The following is a 16416-nucleotide window of genomic DNA, read 5'->3' as shown; positions in this document are numbered from 1 at the left end:
AATCATTTAGAAATCGAACAATTGAATATGAACAATCGCAAACTACTGGTCGCTGCTCTGTGCGCAGCTTCTATTACGTTCTCTGCTTGTAACAAGAAGCAGGAGACTCAGACCAACGAGGAGATCGTTCCAGCTATCAATCTAGCTGATATGGACACCCTCGTGCGTCCACAGGATGACTTCTACCACTATGTCAATGGTGGCTGGATCAAGGCTAACCCACTGAAGCCGGCTTACAGTCGCTTCGGTACCTTTGACGTGCTACGTGACCGCTCACTCGAGCAGATCCACGGCATCGTCGATGAGCTAGCTCAGGGTAGCTACAAGGCTGGTACCAATGAGTATCGCGTCTCTGTACTATACAAGCAGGCTATCGATAGTGTCAAGCGCAACGAGCTAGGCGCTCAGCCGATCCTAGACGAACTAAAAGCTATCGAGGCGATCGACTCTAAGGAGGCGCTCGTAGACTTCGCAGCTCAGCAGGACAACAAGGGGGATGCTACCTTCTTCGGCACCTACGTCATGGCCGATGCTGAGAATAGCGATATGAACATCTTCAACCTCAATCAGACAGGTCTAGCTCTGGGCAACAAGGAGTACTACACAGACCCAAAGAATGCGGAGATCATCAAGGCATACAACCAGTACATCGAGCGCATCGCTCAGCTCGCTGGCTACTCTGCCGAGGATGCGCAGCGCATTGCGAAAAACAATATCGCTATCAGCAACATACTCGCTGACATGTGCTACTCGCAGACGGAGCTGCGTGATGTGGCTCGCAACTTCAACAAGGTTGAGGTCAAGAAGTTTGTCGCTGACAACCCTGGCTTCGACTGGGCACGCTACATCGATGGGCGCAAGCTTCAGACTCTAGAGTCTTGGAATGCTGGTCAGCTAGACTTCTTCAAGAAGTTTAGCAAGTGGTTCCCCACGGCAGACCTCCAGGCACTCAAGGATTATGTCCTAGCACAGACCATCGACGGCTATGCTAGCTATCTCTCGGACGACTTTGTACAGGCTAGCTTCGACTTCTACTCCACTACACTCTCAGGTGTCAAGGAGATGCACCCACGCTGGCGTCGTGCTGTCAACCTCCTCAATGGCACGCTTGGAGAGGCACTCGGTGAGGTCTATGTCAAGAAGTACTTCCCCGCAGAGGCTAAGGAGCGCATGGAGACGATGATTAGCAACCTACAGGCTGCGCTCAAGGATCGTATCTCTCAGCTCGAGTGGATGTCTGACGATACGAAGCAGAAGGCTATCGAGAAGCTCTCTAAATTCACCGTCAAGATCGGATATCCTGACAAGTGGAAGGACTACTCTAAGCTCAACATCTCAGAGGACAAGAGCTTTGTCGAGAACCTCCGCAGTGCTATCCAGTTCGAGCACGACTTCAACATGTCTGAGCTAGGTCAGCCAGTCGATCGCTCTCGCTGGCTCATGAATCCTCAGGATGTCAACGCTTACTACATGCCCTCGACGAATGAGATCTGCTTCCCCGCTGGTATCCTACAGCCTCCGTTCTTCAACATCAACGCTGATGACGCTGTCAACTATGGTGCTATCGGTGTGGTCATCGGTCATGAGATGACGCACGGATTTGACGATCAGGGTAGCGAGTTTGACGCTGTCGGCAATATGCACAACTGGTGGACTGACGCTGACAAGAAGAACTTCAAGAACTCTACGGAGCGTCTCGCTCAGCAGTTCAGCCAGATCAAGATCAATGACAACCTCAACGCTGACGGCCACCTAACGCTCGGCGAGAATATCGCTGACCAGGGCGGTCTCCTTGTCTCTTACCTAGCACTCCAGAAGCAGCTCGAGGGCAAGACGGTCGAGAAGATCGACGGCTTCACACCAGCACAGCGCTTCTTCATCGGTTACGCTCGTGTATGGGGACAAAACATCACTCCCGAGGAAGAGATACGTCTGACGAAGATTGACCCACACAGCTTGGGCATCTATCGTGTCAATCAGGCGCTGAAGAACATTGATGCCTTCTATGAGGCATTCAACGTCCAGCCTGGTGACCCCATGTACATTGCTCCTGAGGAGCGTGTCGTGGTCTGGTAATCGACACTATATCAACGTAAAGCGACGCTCTCGTAGAAACAGTAGACTCTATGGGAGCGTCGCTTCCTTTTTTATTTGAGATGACCAGCTCCATCTTCCTAGACTTTGCAGAAAGGATGAAGCGCAAGGCGCTGAGGGTGAGGTCTGAAGGGAGCATACCTCCGTATGTGACCGAAGCCGAATCCCGAAAGCAACACCGCGATTCGCCTTTATGCAACAGTCGCTTCGTACGCTTTCGTGGGCTAGTACTACTCTTTCTGCTCTTAGGCAATGGCTACTGCTTGATAGCGCAGCAGAGGTTTACCATTGTCTCATACAATGTGGAGAACCTCTTTGACACCATCCCCAGCACCCGCTGGGATGATCGCGAGTACCTCCCCACGGCCCGCAAAGGGTGGACGGCAGAGCGTATGAAGCGCAAGTGTCATCAGCTAGCCGAGGTGATCTCTCATGCGACCGCCTGGGATATACCCGCCCTCATAGCACTACAAGAGGTCGAGAGCGTAGAGGCACTCGAGCAGCTGGCGCACCACACGCTCTTACGAGGGGGCAACTACAAGACCATCTGCGCCACAGGCTCCGACCGCCGTGGCTCTCACGTGGCACTGCTCTATGACGCAGACCGCTTTGCCGTAGAGCAGACCGAGGAGTGGCCCCTGCGCATCACGCCCGACAGCATCTACCCGACACGCAACCTGCTCTTCGTCTCCGGTCGCCTCCCCTCCGCAGCACCGCTCTCGCTCATCGTCTGCCACCTCCCCTCACGCCGAGGAGGTGCTACCGCCGAGGCTGCTCGTGCTGCGCTCATCGAGATGCTCCGCATGCGTACCGATAGCCTCTTGATGGCTAATCCAGAGCAAAGCATCGTCGTCGTGGGCGACTTCAACGCCACCCCAGAAGATGGCTTGACCGACAGCTGGGCAGCCTCCTACCAAGTCTACCTATCTCAAGGCGATTCGTTAGCGATGGTAGACCTCACGCCCCCATTCACCGACGAGCAACTCAAGACGATGCCTCCAGGAAGCTACTATTACCGAGGCTACTGGGAGCGCATCGACCGACTCTTCGTCTCCCGCACGCTGCTCACCGAGACCCGCTACCCGCGTCTAGAGCTAGAGACGGCACGCATAGCCCTGCCCCCACAGAGGTATATGCACGAGAGCCCAGCCCCGTGGGGCCGTCCGCGACGAACGTACGGCGGCGACAGCTACCTCGCCGGCCCCAGCGACCACCTCCCGCTCGTCGCCACCCTCCTCTACTGAGACTGTTGCAACAGTCTCATGATGCGTCACACCTAGCTGGGCAAATTAGACGCCGACTTGTTACAATAATTTATACCCGACTACATATCGATACGGAGCTGTGTCGGTGAAAAGTGAATCTCCACGTGGAGATTTTGAAATACCCACGTGGAGAATTTTTATTTTCCACGTGGGGAAGAAAAAATTCCTCGGAGGAATCAAATGAAACTTCGGAGGAAATGAATGACGCCCACGTGGAAAATAAAAAATATCCACGTGGAGATTTGAGATTTCCCACGTGGATATTCGAGAAAGGAGGGTAATTAGAGGTTAGAGATTAGAAGTTAGAGATTCGAGATCCGATCACTCTGATAGCTCCGATAGCTCCGATGGTTCCGATAGCTAACAGCCAATAGCTAACAGCTAACAGCCAATGGCCAACAGCCCCTCTCTTTCGCGCTCTAGTTCGGGCAGATTCCTCTTCTAACTATCAGACTGTTATGTTATTGAATAGTGTTACCTTTGTGAGGCGAGGACGGGGAGGGACGACTGCTATTGCGTTTCAGCAGGATGTACCCCCTTTCTCCTTCGCTTTGCGCAACGATTGAACGTGTCATAGAGAGATAATCTAAAGAGATGCAGTACCCATTATTGTCGGAGTATGTCAGTGCGATCACGCATGCGAGTGAAAATCTAGATCAGTTGAAGCATCTAGAGGTGGTGCAGGACGAGCTAGATAGCTGTTTGAACTGCTGAAACCGATCTTCGCAAATGAAGGCTGTGCCTCTTTAATACACATTACAAGTCTAGAAGCATATGAGTGTTGATTTAAGCTTAATACTACCGAACGAGTGCTACAACATAGATGACAATAAGCTAGCTCTCGAGGTGTTTAACCAAACTATAGATAGAGTCATCAGTTACTTCGGAGGTCGGAAGCAGTTTGTCTCTGAGATTACTATCCGTAACTCGGACTCGGACGATTGGGCTGAGCATTTAGATCCAGAGGATGAGTATCCTGACTATAGTTTTGAAATACCACTGCTTAATGCTACTTGTCTTATGGAGCAAGGCTTCTGGGATATTTGGATCAACGCTAGATACAGCCATTACTTCTGGCCTATGGAGTTTGACAAGTATGGCTATCCCTACTTATGGGCTCGCAACGACTCCTTTGATGCAGCTAGGCTATTTGGCTTTACTGAGGGATGGGTCTGCGATGAGTATCACTCGTGGAATAGTCGCCTCGTAGAGCTCAAGGACAGAAGCTTCGCTTCTTGGCTAGCATTCGGAAAGGATGAAGAGGACGCTAAGGTTCATGAGTTTGACATCAGCATGTTCGGAGGAAAGGCTGATTTAGCAGATTATGAGACTAAGTATCACGATTCATTCAAAGAGTGCTTTGCTCTAGTTGAAGAGTTTGAGCAGCGGTTCCCTCAGTACAAGCTCCTTACGCTGGGACGTCCCAGTACCCCTTGGAGTCTAGTCGCAAGAGGCGAAGAGCTATTTGTAGTTAATCGAGCGACAGGTCAAAGTCTTACAGACTTCCCGATAGACAATTGTGAGGCTTGCTATAATGGTGCTGGCTTTACCATATTCAAGGGAGAGGCTAGTGCCTTCTTTAGCCCATCAGGAGAGCAGCTGACAGACTACCGAGTAGGACCCTTCGAGTGGAGCTGGAGCAAAGGAGAAATCTTCAGACAGGTTATTACGGATGTGGCATCAGGCGCACAGTTTTACAATGATGGCACTGAGGCTGACGAAGAGCCGCAATCTTGATAAGAAATAGAAGAACTGGAGTAGTATGAGTAAGCAAACAAAGAGTCAGCGGCTCGGGGTCATCGCCGACCTGCTGAGGACCCACGAAGTAACAGACCAAGCGATGCTCCTCGAGCTATTGCGAGGACGTAACATCTCCATCACGCAGGGGACGCTCTCGACCTATCTCTCTGAGCTGGGTGCTACCAAGGGGGTGCGCCCCGGCTCCTTCAAGTCGTGCTATCAGCTCCCCCTGATGCCGCAGGCTGACGCAGTCACGACGCAGCCCACGGGACTGATCTCTCCGACGGTCGGCTTCCGCTCGTATGCCCTCTCGGGGCAGATGCTGGTGATCCGCACGGAGCCCGGCTTTGCGCAGTCTATAGCGACCATCCTCGACAGCTCCTTGTCGTCGCTCACGCTCGGTAGCGTGGCGGGATACGACACCATCATCGTAGCGCTTGCCGAGGAGGCGACCGATGGCGAGGTGATCGACTGGCTACACCAGATCATCCCCGAGTCTATCCTCGCAATAGGTAGGGGAAGGCGTGGTTGACTTGACAAAATCGTTCTTTCTTATGACATATTCCGCCAAAAGACTTCTTCTTTAATCTAGAAACACTACATTTGTTGCAGATATCAGATAGTATCAATGAGTATGGATACAGAATCTACAGGTACAGCGCAGAAGTCCCGCGGGGTGCTTCGTTGGTTTTACGACCTTTATCGTGACGGGCTGCGGAGTCAAAGCCGCACGAGCCGTCTGCTGTGGATTATTGTAGCCATCAAGCTCTTTATCATGTTTGCCATCTTGCGTCCTATCTTCTTCCCGCGGGTTATTGCGGAGCAGGGAGACCGGGAGGCGCAGATTGAGTTCGTGCAGCATCAGCTTACGGAACCTGTCATCGATACACTTCATCAAGACAATCACTAACTTAACTATATAGCATAATGAATGTAGATGCTTTACTCCTCTGGTCTAGATTGCAATTTGCTCTGACCGCATGCTATCACTGGCTCTTTGTGCCACTCACACTCGGACTGGGTGTGATCATGTCGATAGCCGAGACTAAGTACTATCGCACCAATCGCCCCGAGTGGAAGCGGTGGTCTATGTTTTGGCAGAAGCTCTTTGGCATTAACTTTGCCATCGGCGTCGCCACGGGACTCATCCTCGAGTTTGAGTTCGGTACCAACTGGTCTAACTACAGCTGGCTCGTGGGGGATATCTTCGGTGCTCCACTAGCTATCGAGGGTATCCTCGCCTTCTTTATGGAGGCGACCTTCATCGCTGTCATGTTCTTCGGGTGGAACAAGGTGAGCCGTGGCTTCCACCTAGCCTCTACCTGGCTGACCGTCATCGGTGCGACCATCTCGGCCGTCTGGATTCTTGTCGCTAACGCCTGGATGCAAGACCCTGTCGGTATGGCCTTCAACCCCGCTACCGTACGTAGCGAGATGGCCGACTTCTGGGCTGTGGCATTCTCTAGTACAGCGGTCAATAAGTTCTGGCATACGACTATCTCCTCTTGGGTGCTCGGCTCTGTCTTTGCGTTGGGTATCTGTGCCATCTACATCCTTCGTGGCAAGCACAAGGAGTTTGCACTGGCCAATAGTCGTATCATCGCTCCCTTCGGACTCGTCGCTGCCTTGCTCACGGTCTTCACGGGAGATACCTCTGGCTACAACGTGGCTCAGCGTCAGCCTATGAAGCTCGCCGCTATGGAGGCTCTCTACGATGCTGGCGAAAGCACCCCCGAAGGTAAGACTGCTGACGGCAAGGGCCTAGGGCTCAGTGCTATCGGTCTGCTCGACTGTGACAAGCTTACACCACTTGCTGAGGAGCACCAAGATCCATTTGTATTCAACATGAAGATGCCGTCTATGCTCTCATGGCTTGGCACTCGCTCTACCGATGGCTACGTGCCAGGGATCAACAACATCCTAGAGGGTGGTTACTATGATCAGAATGGCAACCAAGCACTCTCTGCTGATGAGCGTATGCGTCGTGGTAAGATCGCTATCGAGGCACTCGCTGCTTATGGCGAAGCGCAGAAGGCTGGTGACGCTGACGAGATGGAGCGTCAGAATGCGATCATACAGGAGAACTTCGACCACTTTGGCTATGGCTATGTCCAGGACAAGGCGGACCTCGTACCTAACGTACCGCTCATGTACTACTCCTTCCGTATCATGGTCGGCTGCGGCTTCCTCTTTATTCTTGTCCTCCTCCTCATCTGGATCTTGCAGCGTAAGAAGAGTGCTGAGGAGTTTGCACGTTATCGCTGGCTACACATCATCACGGTCATCTGCATCCCGCTAGCGTGGATCGCCAGTCAGGCCGGATGGGTCGTCGCCGAGATGGGTCGTCAGCCATGGGCTATCCAGGATATGCTCCCGCTGAATGCCGCTGTCTCTAAGCTGGCACCAGCCAACGTGATGACCACGTTCATCATCTTTGCCGTACTCTTTACGATCCTCCTCATCGCAGAGGTGAGCATCATGGTCAAGGCGATCAAGCATGGCCCTGAGTCTCATCTAAATGATGTAGAGCAGCTCTTTAGCAAGCGTGAGAGTAAGTAATCACTAATCCCATAGACACACTATCATAATGGACTACGCATTTCTACAGCAATACTGGTGGTTTCTAGTCTCACTGCTGGGAGCCCTGCTTGTCTTCCTGCTCTTTGTGCAGGGCGGACAGACCTTTATCTTTGCAGCGCGTCGTGACGAGCCGCTGCAGCGCATGCTCGTCAATTCGACGGGTCGTAAGTGGGAGTTTACCCTCACGACGCTAGTCACCTTCGGAGGTGCCTTCTTTGCTTCCTTCCCGCTCTTCTACTCGACTAGCTTCGGTGGAGCTTACTGGGTATGGATCTTGATCTGCTTGACCTTCGTCATACAGGCTGTCTCGTACGAGTATCAGTCTAAGCATGGCAACGTATGGGGCAAGAAGACCTTCCAGACCTTCCTCTTTATCAATGGTGTCTTGGCTCCGGTACTCCTAGGTGCTGCAGTCTCGACGCTCTTCACGGGCGGTAACTTCATCGTGGACAAGAGTGCTATCTACGACCTCCAAGCCTCGATGCAGACCATCTCTGTCTGGCAGCCCGATCCACTCACAGGGCTACAGCTACACGGACTGGAGGCTATCTTCAACCCTTGGAATGTGGTACTCGGTGTGACGCTCCTCTTCCTAGCACGCACCACGGCGCTCCTATACTTCATCAACAATATCGAGGATGAGGTTGCCTATGAGCGTGCTCGCAAGAGCCTGCTACCCAATGCAGCTATCTTCGTCGTCCTCTTCGTTGCTTATGTGGTCTTCCTCATGGTGACCAAGGGGTATGACGTCGATCCCACCACAGGAGCTGTCAGCCTCGTACAGTACAAGTACCTGCACAACTTCCTCGCTATGCCCGTGATCCTCGTCGTCTTCCTCGTGGGCGTGGTGCTGGTCCTAGCTGGTGTGATCCTCACGCTGGTCAAGAAAGGCTTCCGCAAGGGTATCTGGCTCGAAGGTGTCGGTGTCGTCCTCGCTGTCCTAGGCCTGCTCCTCATCCTCGGGTACAACAACACGGCTTACTACCCCTCGATAGCAGATATCAATAGTTCGCTGACGATCCAAAACAGTAGCTCCAGCCCCTATACGCTGAAGGCTATGAGCATCGTCTCGCTACTGATCCCGTTTGTCCTGGCGTACATCTTCTACGCTTGGCGTGCCATCGACCGCAAGAAGATCACCCGTCACGAGATGGGTCAAGACGAGGAGATCAAGTACTAGTCACGGTGACTGATCCCGTTCAATAGGGTCAGCAAACGAACCTTAATAAAGGGGGCGGCACTTAGACCAAGGAGTCTAGGTGTCGCCCCCTTGCTTTGCGCTTGAATAGGGCGGTGAGCCAGTGCCAACATAGGTTGGCACTCTAGTTCCATAGGGGTGAAACTCCAGTTTCCTAGGTATGAAACTCTAGTTTCATAGGTAAGAAACTTTAGTTTCATGGGAGGAAACTCTAGTTTCATACGAGAGAAACTGCGAGCGGCTCCGAGCGAAGTGAGCTTAGCTGGTATATTTGTGGTAAATTTGTAGGCAAGAACGAACTTTCGCACACATCTCCGTGAACTATATCCTCTGTCCTCACTGTACGACTAAGATCTCCGAAGAGACGATCCTCGCCAATGCTGACTGCCGTGGCAAGGTCGCTATGCTCTGCCCGGCCTGCTCCGAGAGCCTACGCTTTCGCCTTAGGGGTGCGACGCTAGAGCATCTCAACGCGCGCTATGCTGAGCTCTCGCCCGAGGGGGAGCCGGTACGTGCTTACCTTCAGTTGATCGCCAACGACTTTGCCTACGCTGCCTTACTGCCACTCTACGAGGGGTGCAACACGATAGGCAGCTACAACGGACGTGGCACCTCGGTCACCACGCCGATACATAGTAGCGACCCCAGCTTGGGGCGCAACCATTGCCAGATCACGATAGAGCCTGACGGACAGGCGATCATACAGGACTTGGATAGTATGACGGGTACCTTCGTCGCTGGCGTTGAGTACCTGCCAGACACCTTCCGTGAGCTGCAGTCGGGCGATGTGATCACGCTCGGTGCTACCTCGCTGATCTATGTGACACGGAGCGACTACGAAGCGACAAATCCTTAACTAGCATATTCCTCCTTACGTTATGAAGACGACCAATAATTTGACTCCAGCTTTACGCCAAGAGATCATCTCGCTCATCCACCAAGAGGTGGTCCCCGCTACAGGCTGTACGGAGCCGGTAGCTGTATCGCTCTGCACCGCCTACGCTAGTGCTACGCTGGGCAACTTTACACCAGAGAGCGTATCGGTATTGCTGAGCCCGAACGTACTCAAGAATGCCCTCGGTGTGGGTATACCAGGGACGGGCATGATAGGACTACCCATAGCAATCGCTCTCGGCATCGTCATCGCACAGCCGGACAAGGGACTCACACTCCTAGACAGCTTTACGCCTGAGCAACTAGCTGAGGCTAAGCGTCTGGTCGAGGCTAAGATAATCACTATTGGTACGAAGCCTGAGCCTGTCGACAAGCTCTACGCCGAGGTGACGATCCAGACGACTGGTGGCGAGCGTGCCACAGCAATTATCAGTGGCAAGCATGACCATCTGACCTTCCTTGCCAAGGGGGATCAGGTGCTGGAGGATCATCCGATAGGGCAGCAGGAGGATGAGGAGGACGAGGACGAGCTGGCACTCAACTTCTCGCTCGTCTATGACTTCGCTACGACGGCTCCGCTGGAGGAGATCGAGTTTATCCTAGCTGATGCGGAGGTCAATGCGGAGGCTAGCCGCCTCTCGATGAAGTCTAACTACGGCCACGCTGTGGGGCGTATGGTGCAGAGTGATTTGGGTCGTAAGTATCTAGGCGAATCGACCTTGACGCAGATCATCTCGGCGACGAGTGCTGCCTGCGATGCCCGCATGGACGGAGCGCCTGTGACGGTGATGAGCAATTCGGGCAGTGGCAACCAAGGGATCACGGCGACGATGCCGGTGCTGACCTTTGCCAAGGAGCAAAAGAAAGGGCACGAAGAGACTGTCCGTGCCCTGATGCTGAGTAATCTGATGGTGATCTATATCAAGCAGAAGCTGGGTCGCCTCTCGGCGCTCTGCGGTTGTGTTGTTGCCTCGACGGGTGCTGCTTGTGGCTTGACCTATCTGCTCGGCGGTAATAAGCAGCAGGTGAGCTATGCGGTGAAGAACATGGTGGGCAACATCACGGGTCTCCTCTGCGACGGTGCTAAGCCGAGCTGTAGCCTGAAGGTGTCGAGCGGTGTGAGCACGGCTATGTTCTCCGCCTTGCTGGCGATGGAGCAAAAGGTGGTCACGGGTAGCGAGGGCATCGTGGACGATGATGTGGATCAGACGATAGACAACCTGACCAGCATAGGTCGTGTGGGGATGAATGAGACGGACCGTCTCGTGCTCAACATCATGACCTCCAAAAAGCACTAGTTCCCCGCGAAAGGAAAACGTAACGATATGCACGGACGCACTGACGGATATGGACCGTCGGTGCGTCCGTTGTAGTACGGCGATACGTGTATTGACATCGTCACCTTTAACGGGGACGGACGCACGAGCCGTGCGTCCCTACAAAGGGTTACTCGTCTCGCTGGTCGGGGACAATCGTTACACGTCCCGAAGGGTTACACGCGTCTCTTTCGTCTGAAGTAGGAGACCATCAGCTCACGGCACTCCTCCTCGCAGACGCCTCCCACGATGACGCTCTTGGGGTGGGGGAGCTCATCGCTATAACGCATATAGCCGCCCTTGGGGTCGGCCGTGCCATAGACGATACGTCCTATCTGTGTCCAGCGTAAAGCACCCATGCACATAGGGCACGGCTCGACGGTCACGTAGAGCGTGCACTGCGGGAGGTACTTGCCGCCGATGGCTGCTGTCGCCTGCGTGATGGCGAGCATCTCGGCATGAGCCGTGGGGTCATTGAGCAGCTCGACTTGGTTATGACTCTTGGCTAAGATGCGTGTGCCGACCGCTATGACCGCCCCGATAGGCACTTCGTCGGCTTCGTAAGCTACGAGAGCCTGCTGGAGTGCTAGCTGCATCATGCGCTCGTCTAGACGTGGATCTATGGGCGGCTGGGCGATCATACTTAGCCAAAGATAGAGTCTAGTGTGTCGAAGAGCTCGGCGCCACGCAGCGAGCGTGCGGCGATCGTCCCATCGGGTGCTATCAGCATGATCTCAGGAATGCTATAGATGCCGTAAGTGATAGAGCTTACGGACGTTGGGTCGTAGAGTTGCGTCCACGGCAGCTGGTAGTCCTCAAGGAGCAGATCCTGATTGTAATCTTTGTCCCAGAGGAAGATGCCAACCATGTTTAGTCCTCGCTCATGGTAGATATTGTAAACTTTGATCAGGTTAGGCATCTCGTTGAGACAAGGCCTGCACCAACCAGACCAGCAGTGTACGAGGGTGTAGCAGCCTGGTACCAGGTGCTCCGAGAGCTTGGTCGTATCCCCTTGGAGCGTCTCTAGAGTTAGGTCTACCATAGGCGATCCAGGAGCGGTTTCGTAGAAGTTGTCTACGGTGCGTAGGTACAGCGCTACCTCGCGATTGTTCAGTACGACAGGTCCCATAGAGCTGCGCACGAAAGGCACCATCTCGAGGAGGCTCTCATAGTTGATCGTCAGGAGCATCACAGTGGCGATGATCCCCACTGGGTCGTTGGGGTGGCGCAGGCAGTAGTCCTTAGCGAGGACGATGTAGTCATCGATAGAGGTCTTGAAGTCCTCATCGAAGGCATCATAGAGCGTACTATCAGAGGGTATGGCTGCGAGCTTTAGCTTGAAGACATTGCCTAGGCTGTCGAGAGAGTCATAGAGACGGTTGAGCTCTTTGTTGAGATAGTCGCCCTCGAGTAGTTTACGCTGGGTGAAATCAATGGTGAGCGGTTCCGTCGTGAGGATGACTGGGATAGGCTCTTCGCCAGGCAGATCAAGGTAGGCTAAGTTTTGGCTCATGCTGTCCACATAGTTGCCCTTGAGGGTAACCCTCCCTTTGTGCACATAGCTACTATCGATAGCTTTGCCATCGAGCAGTAGCTTGATCATTGGCGGGTCGGCACCCCCCTGTACATTGGTGTATACTGATATATGGTACCGCTCCTGCAGCTGGCAGCTACAGAAGAGATTCATGGCAACGAAAGAGAAGAGCAACAGCAACCTCGTGAGATGCTGCCTAGAGAGCTGTGGTGACATGTGGGTGGACATGAGGTGAAACGGGGTTATTACGACTTGGGCATCAAGATCTCTAGTAGCTCCTGGACCCCTTGTGTGGCTACCTTCTGGATATGTGTGACATGAGCGATGCCGTGCGTATTGACCTCTTTGGGATCAATGAGGTAGATGGGAGTGCCGTTGGGAACGTAGGCGAGGAGGCTCGCAGCGGGGTAGACGTTGAGCGAAGTACCCACGACCACCATGATGTCTGCCTGGCTAGCCTCACGAATGGCTGGCTCGATCATCGGCACCGCCTCACCAAACCATACGATAAAAGGTCTCAGCTGCGACCCGTCGGGAGCGAGATCGCCCACATGCAGGTCGGGGTGCTCGGGGTCTACGGGATAAGTCTTCTGGGTATTGCGCACGGAGCAGTTTTTCATCAGCTCGCCATGGAGGTGGATCACCTTGCTGCTGCCAGCGCGCTCGTGGAGGTTGTCCACATTCTGCGTTACGACGGTCACATCGTACTGACGCTCCAGTTCGGCTAGCCCGTAGTGTGCCGCATTGGGTTCGCAACCCACATAGTCACGGCGACGGTCATTGTAAAAGTCTAGCACCAGCTTGGGGTTGCGGATGAAGCCCTCGATAGAGGCTACGTCCTGGACTGGGTAGTTCTCCCACAGGCCGTCACTATCTCTAAAGGTTGATATGCCACTCTCGGCACTGACGCCAGCGCCGGTGAGGATGACCAGCTTGCGCTTCGCTTGATTGCTTGGGTTATTCATAATGTCTCTCTTCTTTATAGTGTGCACCTAAGATACGAAACTTATCTCTCAAGGTCAAATAGAGGCTCAGGCTGCAAGAGCTGAAAGCCCTGTCGGTGCAAGGGGCAGGAGCCGTGCTGGCGTATCCCCTCACGGTGCTGCGCTGTCGGGTAACCTTTGTTTTGCTTCCAGCCGTAGTGCGGGTATTCTTGCGCCTGCTGGGTCATATACTCGTCTCGGTGCGTCTTGGCCAGGATAGAAGCGGCGGCGATGGCTAGGTAGCGGTCGTCGCCCTTGACGATGGTGTGGTACTCGACCTCGTCGGGGCGTGGATCGTAGTAGTTGCCGTCGATGAGCAGACGCTCGGGCGTGCAGGGCAATGCCTCGATGGCGCGCTGCATGGCCAGCATAGAGGCGTGGAGGATGTTGATCTGCTGGATCTCCTGAACGGTTGCCACGCCTACTGCCCACGCTGTAGCATGCTCCTCGATGAAGTGGCGCAGCTCCTCGCGCTGCTTTGCTGTGAGCTTCTTACTATCTCGCAGATGCGGATGGTCTAGCGTGTCGGGCCAGACGACAGCTGCCGCATAGAGGTCGCCAGCGAGGGCTCCTCGTCCAGCCTCGTCACAGCCGCACTCGATGAGTCCGTCCGATGCGTAGCGATGTAGTAAGGGCATGGCACCTTTAGCCTAGCATGGTGAGGGCACGTCGTAGTGCTTTCGCAAAGATCTCTAGATCCTCGTGCGTGTTGTACAGCCCGAGGGAGGCACGGATCGTCGCGTGGTGCCCCATCCCCTCGATGAGCGGGATAGCGCAGTGATGCCCCGTGCGGAGTGCTACGCCCTGCTGGTCTAGGAGCAGACCGAGGTCGTAAGCGTGTGCTTGATGGCTGATGAAGGTGACGACGGCTCCCTTGCCCGGTGCGGTGCCAAGTATCTCGAGCGAAGGCTCCTGACTGATGATCTGCGTGAGATGCTCTAGAAGCTCAGTCTCGTAAGCGTGGATGCGGTCCAGACCGATCGCTGAGAGGTACTCAACGGCTGTGGCAAAGGCGTGCGAACCGATGAAGTCGGGCGTGCCTGCCTCAAACTTGTACGGTAGCTCGTTGAAGGTAGTCTCCTCAAAGGATACATGCTCGATCATCTCGCCGCCATACTGGTAGGGCGGTATCTGCTCGAGGAGCTTACGCCGTCCCCATACGATGCCGATGCCTGTAGGCCCATACACTTTGTGAGAGGAGCAGACGTAAGCGTCGATGCCCAGCTCCTGCACATTGACCGACATGTGGGGCGCAGACTGCGCTCCGTCGACGATGATGATAGCACCCTTGTCGTGAGCTAGACGGGCTAGCTGTGCAACGGGATTGACCGTGCCAAGGACGTTGCTCACATGCGCCACGGAGACGATCTTGGTGCGGTCGGTGAGTAGCGCCTCAAAGGCGGGAAGGTCTAGCGAGCCGTCTGCCAGAAGCGGAGCAACACGTAGATGCGCTCCCTTGCGGAGGCAGAGCTGTTGCCATGGTACGAGGTTAGCGTGGTGCTCCATGGCAGTGATCAGTACTTCGTCGTCGGGACCGACGAGCGTTTCGCCAGCCGTAGAGGCTAGCAGGTTGAGCCCCTCGGTGGTGCCGCGTGTGAAGATTACTTCGTTAGGATCAGAGGCTCCGATGAAGTGCGCCAATGTGGCGCGCGCCGCTTCGTGGCGGTCGGTCGCCTCACGGCTGAGCTGGTAGACGCCTCGGTGGACGTTGGCATTGTATCGTGTGTAGCCCTCGGTGATGGCGTCGATGACTACTTGGGGCTTTTGCGTAGTGGCACCACTGTCTAGGTAGACCCAGCCAGGCTGCGCTGAGGCGTAGTGCTGTATGAGTGGGAAGTCTAGACGATATGAGGAGAGGTCTGTAGAAGACATAAGGATAAGGGGGAAATGTTCGACTAAAGCAACAGCCCGTCAATGAGATAGGCTGCTATATGTACGACGGCAAGCAAGACGACACCCATAGAGGTGCGCCTGAGCACAGCGTTGAGCTGGCTGCCAGTCACATGGATCATCTGACGGTATACGGATAGCGCGTAGAGGAGGTAGGGGAGGAGTAGGACGATGCCCCAGATGTTCCCCTTGAAAGCGACGATGGAGAGGAGCCATGCGAGGAGGATGTTGGCCAAGTAAAACTTCGGGGCAAACTCCTGACCCAGACGCACGATGCTCGTCCGCTTATTGTTCTTGCGATCTTCCTCGTAGTCTCGGTAGTTATTGACCACAAGGATGTTGACCGCCACGGCGCCCATGGCTGTCGACACGAGGAAGCTCTGTGTCGTGACCGCTCCCGTCAGAAGGTAGTAAGTGGTCATCACAGCGACCCAGCCGTAGAAAGTCATCACCGCCACATCGCCTAGCCCTAAGTAAGCGAGCGGGCAGGGGCCGCCCGTATACATCCAGGCGAAGAGTATGATGAGCCCCCCGAGGAGGAGGAGCCACGGGTTGGTCAGCAGGCAAAGGGTCACGCCCGCCACGGCTGCAATGAGTCCCCAGAAGAGTGCCACTCCGATGATGTCACGCTCTCGCAATTGACCCGAGGCGAGTGGACGGCTAAAGCCTACGCGTCCCTCTCCGTCAGCACCACGCTTGAAGTCGTAGTAGTCGTTGCAGCAGTTAGAAAAGGATTGCGCCGATAGCCCCACGACCAGGCAGAGCGTCGCTATGAGCCAGTTAGAGCCTTCATGTAGCCAAGCCAAAGCGATGGCTGCTGCTATCGGTGCTAGCGATGCTGGCCAACTGTATGGTCGTGAGACCGAGATGAATTGCTTGAGGGTCATAATGTAGCGTGCCTGTCTCGAGCCTACACCTTATT

The 16416-nt window shown here is 54.4% G+C and carries 15 protein-coding genes; 9 read left to right on the top strand and 6 right to left on the bottom strand.

Annotation, left to right across the window (positions count from 1 at the left end):
* Window positions 1-27: 27 nt before the first annotated feature.
* From RDM37_RS00880 to RDM37_RS00840, 9 genes are all read left to right on the top strand, one after another.
* Entirely contained in the window at window positions 28-2076 is a 2049-nt protein-coding gene (locus RDM37_RS00880; protein ID WP_308554355.1) for a M13 family metallopeptidase, read from the top strand.
* 137 nt (window positions 2077-2213) lie between these two features.
* Window positions 2214-3338 carry an endonuclease/exonuclease/phosphatase family protein gene (locus tag RDM37_RS00875; RefSeq protein ID WP_308554385.1) on the top strand — a complete coding sequence of 375 codons (1125 nt, stop codon included), beginning with the start codon at window positions 2214-2216 and terminating at the stop codon, window positions 3336-3338.
* A gap of 795 nt (window positions 3339-4133) precedes the next feature.
* Window positions 4134-5096 (top strand): hypothetical protein, encoded by a 963-nt coding sequence (locus RDM37_RS00870; RefSeq protein WP_308554353.1) that lies wholly within the window; start codon window positions 4134-4136, stop codon window positions 5094-5096.
* 25 nt (window positions 5097-5121) lie between these two features.
* Window positions 5122-5631, top strand: coding sequence for an ArgR family transcriptional regulator (locus tag RDM37_RS00865; RefSeq protein ID WP_296930964.1), 510 nt, complete (start codon window positions 5122-5124; stop codon window positions 5629-5631).
* Window positions 5632-5733: 102 nt separating this feature from the next.
* Complete coding sequence (locus RDM37_RS00860) at window positions 5734-6009, top strand: DUF4492 domain-containing protein (RefSeq protein WP_308554351.1); 276 nt, start codon at window positions 5734-5736, stop codon at window positions 6007-6009.
* A gap of 17 nt (window positions 6010-6026) precedes the next feature.
* Entirely contained in the window at window positions 6027-7658 is a 1632-nt protein-coding gene (locus RDM37_RS00855) for a cytochrome ubiquinol oxidase subunit I (RefSeq protein WP_308554349.1), read from the top strand.
* A gap of 28 nt (window positions 7659-7686) precedes the next feature.
* On the top strand, window positions 7687-8859 hold the full coding sequence (locus RDM37_RS00850; RefSeq protein WP_308554347.1) for a cytochrome d ubiquinol oxidase subunit II: 1173 nt from the start codon (window positions 7687-7689) through the stop codon (window positions 8857-8859).
* 334 nt (window positions 8860-9193) lie between these two features.
* Window positions 9194-9733 carry an FHA domain-containing protein gene (locus tag RDM37_RS00845; protein WP_308554345.1) on the top strand — a complete coding sequence of 180 codons (540 nt, stop codon included), beginning with the start codon at window positions 9194-9196 and terminating at the stop codon, window positions 9731-9733.
* Between the two features lie 40 nt (window positions 9734-9773).
* Window positions 9774-11069, top strand: a complete 1296-nt coding sequence (locus RDM37_RS00840; protein ID WP_308554383.1) for an L-serine ammonia-lyase, iron-sulfur-dependent, subunit alpha — start codon at window positions 9774-9776, stop codon at window positions 11067-11069.
* Window positions 11070-11263: 194 nt separating this feature from the next.
* Here RDM37_RS00840 and RDM37_RS00835 read toward each other — a convergent pair whose 3' ends face one another.
* The 6 genes from RDM37_RS00835 to menA all read right to left on the bottom strand — a co-directional run bounded on the left by RDM37_RS00835 (window position 11264) and on the right by menA (window position 16381).
* Window positions 11264-11728, bottom strand: a complete 465-nt coding sequence (locus RDM37_RS00835; protein ID WP_308554343.1) for a nucleoside deaminase — start codon at window positions 11726-11728, stop codon at window positions 11264-11266.
* Between the two features lie 2 nt (window positions 11729-11730).
* Window positions 11731-12774, bottom strand: coding sequence for a TlpA disulfide reductase family protein (locus RDM37_RS00830; protein ID WP_308554341.1), 1044 nt, complete (start codon window positions 12772-12774; stop codon window positions 11731-11733).
* A 92-nt stretch (window positions 12775-12866) separates the two neighbouring features.
* Entirely contained in the window at window positions 12867-13586 is a 720-nt protein-coding gene (locus RDM37_RS00825) for an NAD-dependent deacylase (RefSeq protein WP_308554339.1), read from the bottom strand.
* A gap of 41 nt (window positions 13587-13627) precedes the next feature.
* Window positions 13628-14242, bottom strand: coding sequence for a ribonuclease HII (locus RDM37_RS00820; protein WP_308554338.1), 615 nt, complete (start codon window positions 14240-14242; stop codon window positions 13628-13630).
* 7 nt (window positions 14243-14249) lie between these two features.
* The gene (locus tag RDM37_RS00815; RefSeq protein WP_293964946.1) at window positions 14250-15476 is read right to left on the bottom strand and encodes an aminotransferase class V-fold PLP-dependent enzyme; all 1227 of its coding nucleotides are present in this window, start codon (window positions 15474-15476) and stop codon (window positions 14250-14252) included.
* 23 nt (window positions 15477-15499) lie between these two features.
* Window positions 15500-16381: a 1,4-dihydroxy-2-naphthoate octaprenyltransferase gene (menA, locus tag RDM37_RS00810; protein WP_308554336.1), complete on the bottom strand. Its 882-nt coding sequence runs from the start codon at window positions 16379-16381 to the stop codon at window positions 15500-15502.
* Between the last annotated feature and the right edge of the window lie 35 nt (window positions 16382-16416).

Source organism: uncultured Porphyromonas sp. (assembly GCF_902489635.1).
GTDB lineage: Bacteria > Bacteroidota > Bacteroidia > Bacteroidales > Porphyromonadaceae > Porphyromonas.
Note: the sequence above shows the minus strand (reverse complement) of the source record. Positions and strands in the feature narration are given on the sequence as shown.

Bases quoted from the DNA above. Each gene is read 5' to 3' on its own strand.
- RDM37_RS00880 (WP_308554355.1), top strand. From the start codon at position 28: ATGAACAATCGCAAACTACTGGTCGCTGCTCTGTGCGCAGCTTCTATT.
- RDM37_RS00870 (WP_308554353.1), top strand. From the start codon at position 4,134: ATGAGTGTTGATTTAAGCTTAATACTACCGAACGAGTGCTACAACATA.
- RDM37_RS00865 (WP_296930964.1), top strand. From the start codon at position 5,122: ATGAGTAAGCAAACAAAGAGTCAGCGGCTCGGGGTCATCGCCGACCTG.
- RDM37_RS00860 (WP_308554351.1), top strand. From the start codon at position 5,734: ATGGATACAGAATCTACAGGTACAGCGCAGAAGTCCCGCGGGGTGCTT.
- RDM37_RS00855 (WP_308554349.1), top strand. From the start codon at position 6,027: ATGAATGTAGATGCTTTACTCCTCTGGTCTAGATTGCAATTTGCTCTG.
- RDM37_RS00850 (WP_308554347.1), top strand. From the start codon at position 7,687: ATGGACTACGCATTTCTACAGCAATACTGGTGGTTTCTAGTCTCACTG.
- RDM37_RS00835 (WP_308554343.1), bottom strand. From the start codon at position 11,728: ATGATCGCCCAGCCGCCCATAGATCCACGTCTAGACGAGCGCATGATG.
- RDM37_RS00830 (WP_308554341.1), bottom strand. From the start codon at position 12,774: ATGAATCTCTTCTGTAGCTGCCAGCTGCAGGAGCGGTACCATATATCA.
- RDM37_RS00825 (WP_308554339.1), bottom strand. From the start codon at position 13,586: ATGAATAACCCAAGCAATCAAGCGAAGCGCAAGCTGGTCATCCTCACC.
- RDM37_RS00820 (WP_308554338.1), bottom strand. From the start codon at position 14,242: ATGCCCTTACTACATCGCTACGCATCGGACGGACTCATCGAGTGCGGC.
- RDM37_RS00815 (WP_293964946.1), bottom strand. From the start codon at position 15,476: ATGTCTTCTACAGACCTCTCCTCATATCGTCTAGACTTCCCACTCATA.
- menA (WP_308554336.1), bottom strand. From the start codon at position 16,381: ATGACCCTCAAGCAATTCATCTCGGTCTCACGACCATACAGTTGGCCA.